The sequence below is a fragment of the Sulfurovum iocasae genome (assembly GCF_047716765.1).
Lineage (GTDB): Bacteria > Campylobacterota > Campylobacteria > Campylobacterales > Sulfurovaceae > Sulfurovum.
This window is the reverse complement of sequence record NZ_CP180410.1, coordinates 2050878-2066785: the sequence shown is the minus strand read 5'-3', so window position 1 is coordinate 2066785 and position 15908 is coordinate 2050878. Positions and strand designations below refer to the sequence as shown.

General features: G+C 43.2%; 15 protein-coding genes. 5 read left to right on the top strand and 10 right to left on the bottom strand.

Annotated elements, in window-relative coordinates; all coding sequences use genetic code 11:
• Window positions 1–2: 2 nt before the first annotated feature.
• The 8 genes from ACLHDG_RS10235 to ACLHDG_RS10200 form a co-directional block, all read right to left on the bottom strand.
• Window positions 3–1520, bottom strand: a complete 1518-nt coding sequence (locus ACLHDG_RS10235; protein ID WP_415406134.1) for a class I adenylate-forming enzyme family protein — start codon at window positions 1518–1520, stop codon at window positions 3–5.
• A gap of 14 nt (window positions 1521–1534) precedes the next feature.
• Window positions 1535–2050: a peptidase C15 gene (locus ACLHDG_RS10230; protein WP_415406133.1), complete on the bottom strand. Its 516-nt coding sequence runs from the start codon at window positions 2048–2050 to the stop codon at window positions 1535–1537.
• The gene (locus ACLHDG_RS10225) at window positions 2043–2594 is read right to left on the bottom strand and encodes a nucleotidyltransferase family protein (RefSeq protein WP_415406132.1); all 552 of its coding nucleotides are present in this window, start codon (window positions 2592–2594) and stop codon (window positions 2043–2045) included. Before ACLHDG_RS10225 ends, ACLHDG_RS10230 begins: the two co-directional genes overlap by 8 nt.
• On the bottom strand, window positions 2591–3394 hold the full coding sequence (locus ACLHDG_RS10220; protein WP_415406131.1) for an FAD binding domain-containing protein: 804 nt from the start codon (window positions 3392–3394) through the stop codon (window positions 2591–2593). The genes ACLHDG_RS10225 and ACLHDG_RS10220 overlap by 4 nt, the downstream gene beginning before the upstream one ends.
• Window positions 3391–3834, bottom strand: a complete 444-nt coding sequence (locus tag ACLHDG_RS10215) for a (2Fe-2S)-binding protein (protein WP_415406130.1) — start codon at window positions 3832–3834, stop codon at window positions 3391–3393. The genes ACLHDG_RS10220 and ACLHDG_RS10215 overlap by 4 nt, the downstream gene beginning before the upstream one ends.
• Window positions 3825–5960, bottom strand: a complete 2136-nt coding sequence (locus ACLHDG_RS10210) for a xanthine dehydrogenase family protein molybdopterin-binding subunit (protein WP_415406129.1) — start codon at window positions 5958–5960, stop codon at window positions 3825–3827. The genes ACLHDG_RS10215 and ACLHDG_RS10210 overlap by 10 nt, the downstream gene beginning before the upstream one ends.
• Window positions 5957–6403, bottom strand: coding sequence for a DMT family transporter (locus ACLHDG_RS10205; protein WP_415406128.1), 447 nt, complete (start codon window positions 6401–6403; stop codon window positions 5957–5959). The genes ACLHDG_RS10210 and ACLHDG_RS10205 overlap by 4 nt, the downstream gene beginning before the upstream one ends.
• Before the next feature lie 116 nt (window positions 6404–6519).
• Window positions 6520–6948, bottom strand: coding sequence for a DUF2721 domain-containing protein (locus ACLHDG_RS10200; RefSeq protein WP_415406127.1), 429 nt, complete (start codon window positions 6946–6948; stop codon window positions 6520–6522).
• A gap of 419 nt (window positions 6949–7367) precedes the next feature.
• On the opposite strand from ACLHDG_RS10200, the gene ACLHDG_RS10195 reads away from it, so the two are divergent.
• From ACLHDG_RS10195 to ACLHDG_RS10185, 3 genes are all read left to right on the top strand, one after another.
• Window positions 7368–8933: a class I adenylate-forming enzyme family protein gene (locus ACLHDG_RS10195; RefSeq protein ID WP_415406126.1), complete on the top strand. Its 1566-nt coding sequence runs from the start codon at window positions 7368–7370 to the stop codon at window positions 8931–8933.
• Window positions 8934–9118: 185 nt separating this feature from the next.
• Complete coding sequence (gene ppk2, locus ACLHDG_RS10190; RefSeq protein WP_415406125.1) at window positions 9119–9877, top strand: polyphosphate kinase 2; 759 nt, start codon at window positions 9119–9121, stop codon at window positions 9875–9877.
• A gap of 59 nt (window positions 9878–9936) precedes the next feature.
• A complete protein-coding gene (locus ACLHDG_RS10185; protein WP_415406124.1) occupies window positions 9937–10887 on the top strand; it encodes an AEC family transporter in 951 nt (316 codons plus the stop codon).
• 131 nt (window positions 10888–11018) lie between these two features.
• Here ACLHDG_RS10185 and ACLHDG_RS10180 read toward each other — a convergent pair whose 3' ends face one another.
• A complete protein-coding gene (locus ACLHDG_RS10180) occupies window positions 11019–11564 on the bottom strand; it encodes a GNAT family N-acetyltransferase (RefSeq protein WP_415406123.1) in 546 nt (181 codons plus the stop codon).
• Between the two features lie 71 nt (window positions 11565–11635).
• Window positions 11636–12499 (bottom strand): universal stress protein, encoded by an 864-nt coding sequence (locus ACLHDG_RS10175; protein ID WP_415406122.1) that lies wholly within the window; start codon window positions 12497–12499, stop codon window positions 11636–11638.
• A 166-nt stretch (window positions 12500–12665) separates the two neighbouring features.
• Here ACLHDG_RS10175 and ACLHDG_RS10170 point away from each other — a divergent pair, with 166 nt between their 5' ends.
• Both ACLHDG_RS10170 and ACLHDG_RS10165 read left to right on the top strand, forming a co-directional pair.
• The gene (locus tag ACLHDG_RS10170) at window positions 12666–13148 is read left to right on the top strand and encodes a phosphate-starvation-inducible PsiE family protein (RefSeq protein ID WP_415406121.1); all 483 of its coding nucleotides are present in this window, start codon (window positions 12666–12668) and stop codon (window positions 13146–13148) included.
• Window positions 13149–13167: 19 nt separating this feature from the next.
• Window positions 13168–15897: a cation-transporting P-type ATPase gene (locus tag ACLHDG_RS10165; RefSeq protein ID WP_415406120.1), complete on the top strand. Its 2730-nt coding sequence runs from the start codon at window positions 13168–13170 to the stop codon at window positions 15895–15897.
• Window positions 15898–15908 lie beyond the last annotated feature (11 nt).

Genomic DNA, 15908 nt, shown 5'->3' with positions numbered 1-15908 from the left:
CATCAACTTTTATCATATTTCTTTAGCAGTTTACGGTCTATTTTTCCCGTTGCACCCTTGGGCAGTGCATCGATAAAAGTGATGCTTTCGGGCAGCTTGTAGTCAGCAAGATGCTCTTTCGCAAACGCCAGTAGTTCCTCTTCACTGACAGTCTCGGCTTCGGGCTTCAGTGCTACAAAAGCATGCACCATCTCTCCTTCAAATTTATCCGGTGCACCGATGACACCGACTTCAAAAACAGCCGGATGGTGATAGAAAACCTCTTCAACTTCCTGGGGTGAAATATTGGATCCGTCATGGAGGATCAGCTGTTTTCTGCGTCCCCTGAACCACAGATAGCTGTCATCATCAAAATAACCAAGATCACCGGTCAGAAACCATCCGTTGCGAAAACTCTCCGCTGTGACTTTTGGGTTGTTTAGATAGCTTCGCATAACAATCTCGCCCTTTACTGCAATCTCCCCGATTTTACCCACCGGTAATGGATAACCCTGATCATCCTGAATAGCAACTTCCGTATAGCCGACGGGCAGTCCGACAGAGCCTTTCTTTTTCCCCTTACCTAAAGGATTAAGTGTATATATCTGTGTTTCAGTCATGCCGATCCCTTCACACATCTCCAGGCCAAATATTTCCTTAAACCGGTTCAGTACCACAAAAGGGGTAGTATCACCTGCAACGATAGCCAGACGCAAATGATTTGGGATAGGAAGGTTTTTCACTGCTGCTTGTTTGTTGAGCGCATGAAACATAACCGGCATCATATAGAGCATGGTGACACCACTTCTTTCGATCTTTTCCAAAACTTCATCTGGATCAAAAGCAGCATTGATCTCCAATGTTGCACCAGTATAAAGAGAAGAAAGCATTTGATGACTGAATGCAAAGTTGTTAGAGAGTGCCAGACATACCAATGTTCTATCCTGAGGTTGATAATTTACCAACTTACAGTGACCGACAGTGTGGGTCATCATCTGGTCATGTGCCAGCACTGCACCTTTTGGTTTCCCTGTCGTTCCGGAAGTATACAAGACAGCAGCCTCTGTTTTACCCGGAATTTCAGCATAAGCCGTTGGACTTTCTACTGGATTCATCAGATCTGAAAAAAGTAAGGTATCGGCAAACTCCCCCTCAGAGTCAATTAGATAGCTGCGCTCTACACTCGACAACGCAGGTATATTATCGGCGATTTGGGAAAACAGACTCTTCTGACTGATCAAAACTCTTGGTTTGCTATGGTCGATGATGTAGTGGGCCTCATCCTCTTTGAGGCGGTAATTGATGGGGATAACCGTAACGCCGATCTTAAAGCAGGCAAAATAGCAGATGATGATCTCCGGGCAGTTATACAAATAAAACGCAAGCCGATCACCTTTTTTCATGCCAAGCCTCAAAAGAGCGTTTGCCATACGGTCAGTTAAAAGAAGCAATTCATGGTATGTATACTCTCTGTCATCATAGACTGCTGCAATCTTGTTGGGGAGTCGTTCGCTCGTATCTTTTAAGATTTGATATAACATGGCTTTCCTTTTTATTACTCAAATGACATTACAGATAACCGTTCTATGATCGATATAAAATCTGCTACAAGAAGACTCTTGTTCTCCTCTGTAATCACCGGAACGTGAACAAAAATAGAGTGATAACTCTCCTCTTGCGAAGATAGATGTTCGAGTGTCTTGTAGTAGAGTGTATTACAGACAAACTCTCCTGCGTCATGGCTGATCTCTGTCATCAGTAGATCAGCGGCCAATTTGTCCAAATCCACACTGCTTTGCAGGATCTGTTCGTTAAGAACGGCTCTGGACTCTATATTGAGTTTTGTACGTTCTTCCGCCATGCCGCAACAGATCAACACTTTAGGTCGAAGCTCATCAAATCTGCTAAGAACATGTTGGGGTGCCAACTCAAAATTAACAGGAATATTTCTTAAAAAATTGAACGGGCCAAGTTCTCTTTCACTAAGCAGATGCAGTAGGTCATCTGATGAGTTCGAGGTATGATGCGATTTCCATGTCGAAAAGGAGGTAATTAAGATAGTGTTATTCATCAAAATACCTTTTTAATGTTTCATCCGTATTCGCATTGTAATGCACTTTTGGATCATCAACCTCCAAATAATCCACATCGTCTTCCGCTGCAATCCAGTGATCAAGACGCTTTAGATTGGAGTTCAATAAGTGCTTTTTCATCGAGGATTTTATACGGATCGGAGGTGCTTTTTCTCCTTGATAAAAAGCAACGGATATCGCCTTTTCACTTTGTAAAAGTGCTTCAAATACGGCCAGATCCGGTATAGGTCGATCAATATGACAGAAGATAAGCTGCTCTTCATCCAACGTCTCAAAAACTTTTTTTACCGAAGAGAACATCCCTTCTTCATAATTTTCATTATGTACTATCGTCACACTGTTATCGAGAACAGTACGAATTTTCTTATATTCATGTCCCAAAACTACTGCAACATCAAAGCCATAAGCATGAAGCTTTCTAATCTGGATATTGATGAGATACTCTCCTTTAACCGGATAAAGCTGTTTCACTGTAGAGGTCCGGCTCGATTTTCCCGCAGCAAGCAAGACCACTGTGATCACGCTGCCAACTTTAAGAGCGCTTCTTTGATCATATTGAATGCAACCCGCATGCGATACGCTTTTGTCGAACGCAAAGAGCCTGATGGAGAGATATCCAGTTCTAACGCCTCTTTAATTTTTTCATCATTGAAATCACCGCTGTTCAGTAAATTTTCCACATGAGTAAAGCGCAAAGCGTAAGGATTAAGTGATGCACCGCTGATACAGTAACCTTCACTGTTTTTTATCACAGCCAAACTTACTTTTGCGATATTCAACCGTTCCCGTGCCCCCGTCTTTCTGTAATACCATAGGTGCTCTTGCAAAGGAATGGTAATGCCAAGTATCATTTCATGGTCTAATTTCGTACATTTATAGCCACAAAAAAGATCTTCAAGGTCTATTACTCTTTCTCCTTCCTGTGAACCCAGGATGATGGTGGCATTAAGTGCCAATAACGCAGCAGTAAGATCCGCTGCCGGAGAGGCATTGGCAATATTGCCGCCGAGTGTCGCCAGATTTCGGATCTGATGGGAAGCAAAAACTTCCGCTGCAGCTATGAGTAGTGGAAGATGTGTCTGTACCTCAGTACTCTCTAAAATATCAGTAATGGTAGTCAATGCCCCGATATCTATGGTGTTGGATGCTATTTTAATATACTGAAGTTCATTCAAGGTGCTGATATCTATGATGCCGTTGACGTTTTTTTGCTTTTTTAACTGTACTGCTACATCGGTACTTCCGCACATCAATAGAAAATCAGGATGTTCTGCGATCAACTTCATTGCATCATCAAGATCTTTGGCTCTAAGGTACATCATGACATACTCTTTAAAATGGCTTCTACAATCTTCTGATAACCGGTACAACGGCATACATTACCATCCAATGCCTCTTTTAAACTCTTTTCATCTTTGCTGCCGCCTTGTTCAATGTAGTCATAAGCTCGCATGATAAATCCCGGTGTACAAAAACCGCACTGCACCGCACCCTCTTTGGCAAAGTTTTTACGTATTGTTTCTGTCTCTTTTTGCAAGCCTTCCAAGGTTACTATTTTGGCATCTTGCATCTGAGGTGTGAGCAGCAGGCAGGAGTTGATCAATTTACCGTTAAAAAAGATGCTGCACGCGCCGCACTCTCCTTCGCCGCATCCTTCTTTTACGGAGAGCATACCCATCTCTCTAAGAACATCAAGAGCACGTTGGTCCGGTTCACATTCAAAGCGGCAAAGTTTACTGTTTATATTACATGTTATCTGCATTTTTCCTCCACTATTTCAGGGGTAATGGTTAGGTCATCAAAAGCTGTGTCAAGTGCATGGGTAAGGGCATTGGCGACCGCGGCGGCAGGGCCGTCCATGGGAAGCTCGCCAAGCCCTTTTGCCGGTTCATCCCTGTTGAGAAAAGCGATATGCAGTTTTGGCAGATCTGCAGCCAGAGGCACAATATAATCACTTAGACGGTTGTTTTTAACCTTGCCGTCTTTATGGACCACTCTCTCATACAGCGCATACCCGATTCCCTGCGCGATACCACCCTCTATTTGCCCTTCAGCCAACATAGGATTAATCACTTTTCCAACATCATTGTAGGCGTAAAAGTTGCTAACTCGCACCCTGTAGTCGATGGAATCCACTTCTACTTCAGCGACATAACAGCCCAAAGAGTAGCCATCATACCCATTGCCGTAAAAATGCTCCTCATCCCATTGGACAGTGTCGGGTTTTTGATAGGTGGCTCGAAAGCGATTCTCTGCAGTATTTTTCAGATAAACTCTGACTGCTTCAAGATATTCTGACTGGTTACTGTACGGACCAAGAACCTTCTTAAGTGAGCCTGCTGCTTGTACTAAAAGTTCTCCAACGATCATCACGGTACGTGAAGCTACGGTAGGTCCGCTATCGGCAACTTTAGCAGTATTGGGAAGATGATAACGGATCATTGTGAGTGGAAGTTCCAGCACTTCGGCTACCATCTGCGGCAATGCCGTTAGAGTTCCCTGTCCCATCTCTACACTGCCGATCCTGATCTCAACCATACCGTCACTCTTAAGGTCCAACCATACTTCCGAAGCCAAAAGTGTCTCTCCCGACCCCGTAAAACCGCCGCCATGCATAAAAAGTGCCATGCCTATGCCCCTATTAGGGATATCAGCACTATATTTTTCATCAAAATTGCTCGCTTTCCTTGTGGTTTCAAACAGGGTTCGTAACCTTGCATATTCATCGATTTTTGCACCTGTAACACTTACCGAATGGCTGTGAGGCAGATTTCTCTGTCGTACTTCCATCGGTGAGATACCCAAATATCGGGCAATATCATCCATATGCCGCTCAATGCCAAAGATAGCCTGAGGTGCTCCAAAACCTCTAAAGGCACCATTTGGCGGTGTGTTGGTTGCAAATGCATAGGCATCTACCTTAATATACTCACAATCATAAAAACCGGCAACATGCAGCACCGCCCGAGCCAAAACCACAGGAGTCAGTGTCACGTAAGCACCACCGTCTATTTGGATCTCTATATGCAGGGCATGCAGTTTTCCGGTTTCATCAAAATGGCTTTTATAGCGTAATACGGAGGGGTGGCGCTTGGTGGTAAAAGCGATATCTTCTGCACGATCATAAACGATCTTCACATCCTCTTTTGCTTTTTTACTCAACAAATAGACATAGGCTGCCATCAAGGAAGGGTAATCCTCTTTACCGCCAAAAGCACCGCCGGTCGGTGCCTGCTCAACCTCGATCTTCTCTCCGGTCAGCTCAAACAAAGCAGACTCTACATAAAAAGGACACTGCATCGAGCCGATGATCTTGACGACGCCATCTTTGTAGCGTGCGATCATACTCTGTGTCTCCATATAGAGCTGTTCTTGATGCGGTGTAGTATAGTTCTTTTCCAGACTTTTTAGACTCTTATAATCAGGCTCTATGCCTTTGACTGTACGGATAGTTTTGAAGATATTATCGTCACCATAAAGAATGTTTTTACGATCAAGTGATTCTTGCATCGTCAACACAGGTTCCAAAGGTTCATACTCGATATCGATATGCTTTATGGCTTCTTCAAGCATTTTTTTGGACCGATGCGCAAGCAGTAAAATTGGTTCCCCGATAAACCTGACTCTTGTTTGGGCCAAAAAAGGCTGATCATCGGTCAATATAACATTGGCATTTTTACCCTCGATATCCCTATAGTCGGCGATCACAAAATCTGAAAAATCGAATGTCTTATTAAAGCTAATGGAAAGGATATTCCCATGTGTAATGGTTGAACGTACAATAGCACCATAAAGACCATCAAAGTCTAGATCATCTGTATATCGCAATGTTCCGTCAGCTTTGGATGCTGCATCGACACGGACAATGTTTTGACCAACAAGATTCATGTCGGACTCCTCAGGGTAATATAGGCTCCCACCAACACCAGGAGAACACCGGAAATTTTCTGCAAAGTGATGCTCTTCGCAACGAGATTCAGCGCACTGATATGATCATAAAAGAGTGATGCGATCAGCAAGCCAAAGACGAAGAGCAGCGACGTCGCCGTTGCTCCGATGGCGGGAAAGGCGATGGCAAACACCATAATGACGAAAAAGCCGCAGACGCCGCCGATAAGGATGGAGGGACCCATCTTCTCCAGAGGGAGTTTCAAGCCGTCTTCCGCCGTAATGATATAAAAGAACACCACAGAAGCAAAAACCACCAACGAATTCACCAGTAATATAGTTTTCAGGTCAATGCTATCTTTCCAGTAGCCGTTATAGAGTCCCTGTGTGCTTGAAGCGATCCCGGCGAGAAAGCTTAAGATCATGATAAACAGTTTAGTCAAAATATCTCCTTCCTATTTCATAAGTATCAACATTATGTAGAACTTCAGTATCGTCTGACTCTCTACCTATCCTCAATTTTCAAACCGCTTTCAAGCAGACAGAAACTCGTATAATATTATAATACTCTCTCCTCTATATCCATTTTTAAAGCACGAAGTGAATTTACAACATCTATAAGTAATGCTGCCGTGGCAATGGCAATCCCAACTACCGACACAATTAACAGAAAAGAACCTGCATAATGATACACACCATCATCAAAAGCCTCCAGCAATACACAGATCAAGAGAAGACTGCTAGAAAGTATGCTCATACAAAGTGAGATTATTGATATACGAAGTATATGTGCTCTTTGCATCATTATTTTGATCTCACCCTGAAGTGTAGAGAGCTTTGTGCCCTCTTCTTTATCCAAATATAAAGCTAACTGCCTAGTTCTATCAATCACATGTGTAATTCTATTACTTATCACCATAAGAAGTATTCCTACACCCGAGATCAGGACAATTGGAGATATAGTATTTGCCAATATTTGAGTTAACATTTTAGGTTCCTTATTTTTCATATCAACTTACTGTAATTTTAACATAATTATTAGTTGAACTATAAAATATATAAAAATTAACTGATTACGCACATAAAGAAATAGTTCAGGCTTAAAGTGTTATTATAAATTAAGAACATCTTTGAAAAAGAAAGTGATTATGTGAAAAATAATTTTTTCAAGTATCAATTACTATAGCTCTCTTGTTCATAGTTGGTTGCAATGAAATAACTATGATCATACATAATTGTCTATAAAAGTGATTTGTCCTGATAAAGTTTATCAGAACATAACATGATCAACTGAAGAGAGTAACAAAAATATAGCCAGTACTGTGTTTGCACTGTTTGCGCCTGCCTATACTGGTAACGATAGGCATGATATAGAATAATGATTACCAATTCCTTTAAGGAGCATCAATGAATGCAAATAAATCTCAAATCCTCGATGAATTGATCCAATACCATGCCAAAAATCATCCAGAAAAAACAGCGATCTGCTTTGGAAGCCAATCCATCAGATATGGGGCATTCTATGATGACATCGATAAAGCTGCACGGATGATGCTTGGACTGGGGATCAGGCGCGGAGACAGAGTGGGATTAATGTTCCCCAACCGTCCGGAGATGCTTTTTCTCTACTTTGCATGCTTTCGGATAGGTGCTATCGTGGTTCCGGTCAATACCAGGTACCAGAGACAGGAGATCGAATATGCTTTGGAGCATAGTGAATGCCGATTGCTCATCATCGATAAAATCTTCTCTGACATCACAAAAAACATCGACCAGAGCGTCTTATCTCTGCAGAAAATCGTTGTTCATGTCGATGAGTCTGAACAACATGCAGAGTCCCTGCATCACCATATGACCCATGCCCCGACGGGTCATAAGTGGCCACGAGTCCATCCAGATGATCCCGCCGTTATCTTCTATACATCAGGGAGTACATCGCGCCCCAAAGGTGTCACCCATACACACTTTTCACTACTGGGGAATGCGCAGATTCAAGTCGCCACCAAAGAGATCACTCCTGAAACCATTTTGCTGGCTTCAACCGGGGTGGGTTACATCGCAGGGCTCTCAGGTATTGCGCTACCGACCTTTCTCATGGGGTCTACTCTTATTCTTGAGCCTGAACTTGAGGCGGATAAGCTGATTGAAGCTATAGAACGCTATCGAGTCAATACTACATTGATGTTACCGACTATGCTGCTGGAAATACTGGAAAGCCCCCTATCGGAAAAAAGTGATTTGAGTTCACTCAAGGCATGTTTCGTTGCCGGTGATGAATGCTCGCATGACCTCTATCAGCGCTTCAAAAAGCGCATGGGATATGACTTGCTTCAAGCCTTTGGTATGACCGAATGCGAGGGCTTTCTCTCCAATCGTCCCTCCGGTCCGAAACGAAATGGCACCATCGGTCAACCTGCTGAGGGTGTAACAGTCCGTTTAGTTGATCCTGATGGTAACGATGTTGCCCCCGGTGAGGCAGGTGAAATCATTGTACGAAGCGATAGTGTCATGAGAGGATACTGGGAAGATCCAGAGCATACAGCTGAAACCTTACGTGATGGCTGTCTCTATGGAGGCGATATCGCCTCTTGTGATAAGGATGGTTTTTATACTTTTTTGGAGCGTAAACGGGAGATCATCATCCATGGGGGATCAAATATCGGTCCCCATGAAGTTGAAGATATCATAGACTCCTATCCTGACGTCAAGGAGAGTTGTGTTGTAGGTATTGCTGATGCACACTATGGTGCCATTTTAGAAGCGTACATCGAGTGGGAAGCAGATGCCAAGCAATCAGATATACTAAATCTGAAAGCCTGGGTAGCAAGCCATCTCGCAGCCTACAAAGTACCCGGTCGCTGGAAAGTGATGAATCAGCTACCCAAAACTGCCACCGGTAAACTCGATCGAAAAACGCTGCACCTCAAAGCCAACAAAGAAGCTAAAACTTATAGGTCAACCTTACACTTATAGCAGAAAATAGCTACGGTTATTTGCCTCAAAACCTGAATGTTTTACTTCAATCAGATGAGTCCAACAGACTCCTAGGGTTTAATTTGGTATAATTTTGTATAGAAGCAAAAAGGTTAATTTTAAAATTGTGTGCAAGAAGTTAGTACTGCATTCTTGCCGCAAAAAATGAGGGGTGAGGTAATCTGATGAATGGAAAAACTTACAAAAAAGAACTCTACGAACTCCAGGTGGAACTGGTCAAGTTCCAGAAAAATGTCATTGACAAAGGGAAAAAGGTTTGTATTGTATTCGAAGGAAGGGATGCAGCAGGCAAAGACGGGATCATCAAACGCTTTACGGAGCACCTGAGCCCCCGGGATGCCAGGACGGTAGCGCTTGGAAAACCTTCGGACAGGGACAGAAGCGCCTGGTATTTTCAGCGATATGTACCGCATCTGCCAGTGGGCGGCGAGATCATGTTTTTCAACCGCAGCTGGTACAACCGCGCCGGAGTCGAACGGGTAATGGGCTTTTGTAACGACAGCGAATACCGGAATTTTATGGAAGAGGTCGGCAGTTTTGAACATTTGCTGACCCATTCGGATATGATCTTTTTCAAATACTATCTGGATATATCCCGGCAGGAGCAGGAAAAACGGCTCCTGGCACGCAAAGACGATCCTCTGAAGCAGTGGAAGCTCAGCCCCATCGATGCAAAAGCTCAGAAGATGTGGGATGCTTATTCAGAGGCGAGGGATATGATGTTAGACAAAACCGATTTTGTCTATGCCCCGTGGCGGATCGTTCACAGTGACAACAAGAAAACCGCACGCATCAATATCATCAAACATTTTTTGAGTCATGTAGACTACCCAGGGAAAATTGAGGAAAATCTTATTTACGATCCGAAAGTTGTGTTTGAGTTTGATCTGGAATGCTACGAGAAGGGATTGATCGCCAAATAGAAAATATAAACAGGCAAAGTGTGCTGAGTCGGACATAAAAAAGGAGAGAACCAGTGGATATGTATGGAAAAATAGTTATATCAATCGTGATTTTGATGGGTGTTATTCTGATCGCTGTACTGCTGAGGAGTGTAGGTCTTATCAAAGAGGAGCAAGGGAAGCTTTTTGCCGACCTGGTGACCCACGTGACGTTGCCCGCACTTGTGTTTTCTTCACTGTCGCATGCGACTATCTACCCGGAGTATGTCTTGCTGGCCCTTTTAATGATAGCCGCTGAGTTGATATCTCTGGTCCTGGCATGGGCAGTAGGCAAAAGGCTGCGTCTTGAAAATGCCCAAATGGGTGCTTTTATGCTGACGTCGGCATTTGGCAGTTCTTCGTTTTTGGGGTATGTGTTGATTTCGCAGGTATTTCCAGGTAGTGTTGATGCGATGACGGAAGCGGTGATCATCTCCGAAGTCGGACTTGTCCCTGTTCTCTTTACGGTTGGTACGATGGTTGCCATCTATTACGGCAAGTCTGACCTGGATAGCAAAGGAAGGCTCCTGGCCACTACGAGTTTTTTCAAATCACCGCTCTTCTTCTCTCTCGTTGCAGGGGTACTCTGGTCGACACTTCAACTACCAGTTGAGGGGATGCTGATCACCCCGATATTTCACTTTCTGGAAGTGCTCTCTTCAGCAAATACCTTTTTGGTGGCAATGACGGTCGGTGTACTGCTGCACTTTTCGGGTATGCGTGTGATCGTATGGTTGGTGCTGTTCTCGGTCTTGATCAAACTGATCCTCAAACCACTGATAGTCTGGGTACCAACACTGGCTATGGATCTGCAGGATTGGCAACTGCAAGTACTCATACTGGAAGCTGCAATGCCTTCAGCCCTGTTGACAGTAGTATTTGCCAAAACCTACGGCTGTGATGCAAAACTGGCTTCCAAGTTGATCTTTGCCACCCTTGTTGCCAGCAGTATCACCATCATTGTAATGTTTGGAGTACTGACAGGTGGATAGTCAGATCTTTTAGGGTTTGATCTGGGTAGAAAACCTTATAAAATATATAATATTATAAGGTTTTCATTTTTATAGAATAAGAAATTCGATTAACACTATTTATTTAATGTCTTTTATTTCTTTAAATAACGTCACTCCTCATGCGAGGCTTTCAGTACATCGATTGTAGGAGTTTGTGATCCAATGACTTTCTCCATCTTGAAGTCGTCCATTACAAAACCACCCCCAATATCCTGAACAATCGGTCCATTGTTTATGAAGCCCATTCGGGAGTACCACTCTATGGAATGCCTGTTGTTCTTGTTTACGGTCAGCCAGATTTTCTTGATTCTTCGTTGTCGGCATAGTTCTTCCACAAACTCCAACATCTGTTTTCCTAACCCACAGCTACGGTCTGACTTCCGTACATATATTTTGCTTATCATGAGTGATGTATCACTCATGTTTGAAGTAGCAGCCATATAGCCTATGCTACGCCCATTATAGGTAACAGAGTAGTATTCGTATCCGTTAGTAAGTTGTTTAGCGATCGCTTGTTCGCATTGGAACTTCTCCAACATGTAATCTATCTGCTGCTGCCCGACGATGGACACATAGTGCTCTTGCCATATTTCCCGGGCAAGATATGTGACATCTGCTATCTGTTGCTCAGAATGGACTTTTATGAAATGGATCATTCTATTCTCCATGGTCAACTATGTATTAGTGGAACATTATCTCCTGTTTGCCTGTTTTTGCATTAAGTCGATCATGTTGATGCAGGAACATATACAAGCACATCAATAGGAGAACTTTGTACTAAATAGGATGCGGTTGACCCAAAAACAAATGAATTTAGGTTACCTACACCTTTAGAACCCAATACAAGTAGATCAGACTTGTCTTTGATAATATATTCCAAGAGATCTTCATTGATCGATGCTCTATAACCGATTAATGCCATCTCTCCCTCTCCAATTTTTTTTATGAATATTTCTAATGCTGTTTTTGCATCCGAAAGTAATTCTTCTTTAAATTGGTCCTTCTGTTCACTACTGATACGATACCTCAAAGCTTGTAACTCATCAACAGTCACAAAAGCATAGAGATACTTCATGGAAGGTGTATTGAAAAGTATGTTGGCAAATAAGATACTCTCTTTGGAGTAATCAGACAGATTTGTCGGAGCAAGCATCTTTTCATACATGTTCTTGGTTTCATTTTTAACGATCAGTACCGGGATATGTGTATTTTGGATAATCTTTAATGTTGTAGATCCAAAATAGTTGCTCTTGATATCATCCTTCCCATGCGTACCGATAACGAGCAGGTCAGCTTTGGTCTTTTGTGCTTTGAGTGTGATAGAAGCTGCTGATGAACCAGATTCAACAAAGAGTATATACTTAAGATCAGCCTCACTATTGAGCTGATCTATCTGCTCTATGAGCTGTTTTTTTATTGCATCCTCATCTATGGCGTGTACAAATGGTGACTCTACAAAAGAAGGTTCGATCACATGCATAATAATAAGTTGTGCATCTTTTTCCTTTGCAATGGAAATGGCACGTTTAAGTGCCTCTGCTGCCATGGCTGACCTGTCAATGGCAACTAATATCTGATTGATTTTTTTCATAATACTCCTCCTCCCTTATCCAATGCTATCATAAACACATTAATGAGCTTACAGCTAAATAACAGTTAAACAGCTATTTGTGATATAATTTTTAATAGAGGGTATGTGCATTGCATAAGAGAAGTAGTGTAATAAAATTATCGTTGTTAAAGAGAGGAGCAGTTAGATGAGTAATGAAAACGAAAATGATTCTTTTGAAGAACCTGGCCATGAATTGGCAGATAGGGTAGAAGATCCGTTTATAGAATTTCTCCACAAGATTATACGTGTGGCAGTAAAAGTGTTGGCGGCTTTAATGGTCGTAGTCATTGTCTGGGGTATCGGTGATGTTGTTTATGTTTTGTATCAACGTCTCGTTTCGCCACCATTTTTACTTTTAAGTATTAGCGACATCCTGGCAACCTTTGGTGCCTTCCTTGCGGTATTGATCGCCATAGAAATTTTTATAAATATTACGCTCTATCTCAAAACCAACGTTATACCGGTCAGGCTGGTCGTTGCAACCGCGCTGATGGCAATCTCACGTAAAGTTATCATCTTTGACTTTGGAGAGATAACACCTCTTTTTGTCCTTGGTACGGCAGCGGTTATCTTGGCTTTGGGGATAACGTACTGGCTTATCTGCAGTAGGTCCTGTAAACGATTTTAGATAAGAGAAAGGTGTCCAGATGAATACTCAATCAAGTGCTTCGGTTTTGATATCAGAAAATTGGCACGCTAAAAGCACAGAATCAACCTTCACTCTACTTGAAACATCAGCAGGTGGTCTTTCTGAAGAAGAGGTAGAGAAGAGATTTGATCAGTATGGACCAAATCAGCTTCCTGAGCCAAAGACGCGTGGTCCTTTTGTACGCTTTATGTATCAATTCCATAATATACTGATCTATGTGTTGCTTGCTGCAGGTATTGTTACAGCTGTACTGGGGCATTGGGTCGATGCTGGTGTAATTCTCGCTGTGGTTCTTCTCAACGCAGTGATCGGATTTGTACAGGAGGGCAAGGCTGAAAATGCTTTGAGAGCCATACGACAGATGCTTTCTCCTCATGCAATGGTGATGCGTGATGGCCGACAGATAACGATCGAGGCAGAAGATTTAGTGCCTGGTGATATCGTCATACTGCAGTCTGGTGATAAGGTACCCGCAGACTTGAGACTGTTCCGTGTCAAGGGACTTCAAATTCAGGAGTCGGCACTGACAGGTGAGTCGATGGCAGTAGAAAAGATCACAGATCCTGTTGCAAAGGAGAGTGTCATAGGCGATCGACGCTGCATGGCTTATTCGGGTACTATTGTTACGCATGGTCAAGGTAGCGGTATGGTTATAGGGACTGGTGCACAAACACAAATCGGTCGTATCAGCAGCCTTGTATCAGAAGTGGAATCAGTGACAACTCCTCTGCTGCGTCAAATGGCCCAGTTTGGCCGTTGGCTTACGGTAGCTATTTTGGGTATTGCCCTCATTACCTTCGCGTTTGGCTTACTTGTCAGGGATTATGCTGCTGCTGAAATGTTCCTTGCTGCTGTAAGTCTGGCAGTGGCCGCCATTCCTGAAGGACTACCTGCCATTATGACTATTACACTTGCAATCGGTGTACAGCGTATGGCAAGCCGTAATGCGATTATTCGTAAATTGCCAGCCGTTGAAACACTGGGAGCAGTAACGGTGATCTGTTCAGATAAAACAGGTACCTTGACCCGCAATGAAATGACTGTACGTACGATCGCTACTGCCACTGATCTCTTTGAACTAAGTGGTACAGGCTACGATCCCCATGGTGCGATATCTTTGTCGGACAGGGATGTGCTTCCGGAAGAAAGACCACTCTTACAGGAGGTGGCCCGGGCTGCGATGCTTTGCAATGATGCATCGATGGAACAAAAAAACAGTAAATGGCTTGTCCATGGTGACCCGATGGAAGGGGCTTTGCTGGTGGCTGGTTTAAAGGCAGGACTGGATACTGAGACTGAAGTTAAACAGTACCCTCGTACCGATCTTATCCCTTTTGAATCGGAGCACCGTTTTATGGCAACGCTTCACCATGATCATATTGGTGATAGTTTCATCTTTCTCAAAGGAGCCCCTGAACAGATCTTAGAGATGTGTGCTTATCAGAGAAGTGTCAATGGTGATCAACCTTTGGATAAGAATTATTGGCTGGATCGTATTGAAGAGTTGGCAGCGCAAGGACAGCGTGTATTAGCCATCGCCTTCAAGCCGGCAAATCCTAAACAGACGGAACTTGAATTTTCTGACCTGGAGAATGACCTGATCATCTTGGGCATGCTTGGCTTGATCGATCCACCTCGAGAGGAAGCTGTTGAAGCAGTGAATATTTGTGACAGGGCGGGTATTAGAGTGAAAATGATCACAGGTGATCACGGTGCAACTGCACGTGCTATCGCCCAGCAACTGAAACTTGTTAATACCGATGATGTGCTTACTGGAGAAGAACTTGAACTGATGAGTGAAGAGGTCTTACGCCAACGCGTGTTAGACGTTGATATCTATGCACGTGTCAATCCTGAACATAAACTTCGTTTAGTAAGATTATTACAGGGGCATGGTTTGATCATAGCAATGACAGGTGATGGTGTGAACGATGCACCGGCTTTGAAGCGTGCTGATGTAGGTACTGCTATGGGACACAATGGTACAGAAGCCGCAAAAGAAGCTGCTGAAATGGTACTGGCAGATGATAATTTTGCCTCAATTACTCACGCCGTAGAAGAAGGGCGTACTGTCTATGATAACCTCAAAAAGGCTATTTTGTTCATCCTTCCGACGAATGGTGGTGAGGCATTGATCATTCTTGCTGCCATCGCATTTGGTTTTCATCAGATGCCATTAATACCAGTGCAGATACTCTGGGTAAATATGGTGACAGCAGTTACGTTGGCACTATCATTGGCATTTGAACCATCCGAACCAAATGTAATGCAACGACCCCCACGCGATGCCCATGAACCTATACTGACATCTTATCTTATTTGGCGTGTTGCTTATGTCTCAATTATTCTGATGGGTGGGACATTCGGACTTTTTCTTTGGGAGATGGAGCAAGGTGTCAGTATCGAACATGCACGAACTGTGGCTGTAAATACACTGATCATGTTCGAAATTTTTTATCTGTTCAACTCTCGTTATATTACAGACTCGATCTTGAACTGGGAAGGAGTAGCCGGTAACCGTTATGTACTGATAGCCATTGCTATACTCATCATACTCCAGCTTGGTTTTACCTATCTTGCACCAATGCAAGCTCTATTTGGCACCACAGCGATTGACTTTACTATATGGTTGCGTATTATATTGGTCGCATCTTCCGTGCTCTTCCTTGTAGAGTTGGAGAAGTATGTCGTACGGTATAGAAATAGGAAAAATAGTGGAAGAGAATGATATGTGGAGAC

Excerpts from the sequence above, each read along its gene's own strand:
- ACLHDG_RS10185 (WP_415406124.1), top strand. The coding sequence starts at position 9,937 with ATGTATGGAAAAATAGTTATATCAATCGTGATTTTGATGGGTGTTATT.
- ACLHDG_RS10230 (WP_415406133.1), bottom strand. The coding sequence starts at position 2,050 with ATGAATAACACTATCTTAATTACCTCCTTTTCGACATGGAAATCGCAT.
- ACLHDG_RS10235 (WP_415406134.1), bottom strand. The coding sequence starts at position 1,520 with ATGTTATATCAAATCTTAAAAGATACGAGCGAACGACTCCCCAACAAG.
- ACLHDG_RS10175 (WP_415406122.1), bottom strand. The coding sequence starts at position 12,499 with ATGAAAAAAATCAATCAGATATTAGTTGCCATTGACAGGTCAGCCATG.
- ACLHDG_RS10200 (WP_415406127.1), bottom strand. The coding sequence starts at position 6,948 with ATGTTAACTCAAATATTGGCAAATACTATATCTCCAATTGTCCTGATC.
- ACLHDG_RS10195 (WP_415406126.1), top strand. The coding sequence starts at position 7,368 with ATGAATGCAAATAAATCTCAAATCCTCGATGAATTGATCCAATACCAT.
- ACLHDG_RS10215 (WP_415406130.1), bottom strand. The coding sequence starts at position 3,834 with ATGCAGATAACATGTAATATAAACAGTAAACTTTGCCGCTTTGAATGT.
- ACLHDG_RS10180 (WP_415406123.1), bottom strand. The coding sequence starts at position 11,564 with ATGATCCATTTCATAAAAGTCCATTCTGAGCAACAGATAGCAGATGTC.
- ACLHDG_RS10220 (WP_415406131.1), bottom strand. The coding sequence starts at position 3,394 with ATGATGTACCTTAGAGCCAAAGATCTTGATGATGCAATGAAGTTGATC.
- ACLHDG_RS10210 (WP_415406129.1), bottom strand. The coding sequence starts at position 5,960 with ATGAATCTTGTTGGTCAAAACATTGTCCGTGTCGATGCAGCATCCAAA.
- ppk2 (WP_415406125.1), top strand. The coding sequence starts at position 9,119 with ATGAATGGAAAAACTTACAAAAAAGAACTCTACGAACTCCAGGTGGAA.
- ACLHDG_RS10170 (WP_415406121.1), top strand. The coding sequence starts at position 12,666 with ATGAGTAATGAAAACGAAAATGATTCTTTTGAAGAACCTGGCCATGAA.
- ACLHDG_RS10165 (WP_415406120.1), top strand. The coding sequence starts at position 13,168 with ATGAATACTCAATCAAGTGCTTCGGTTTTGATATCAGAAAATTGGCAC.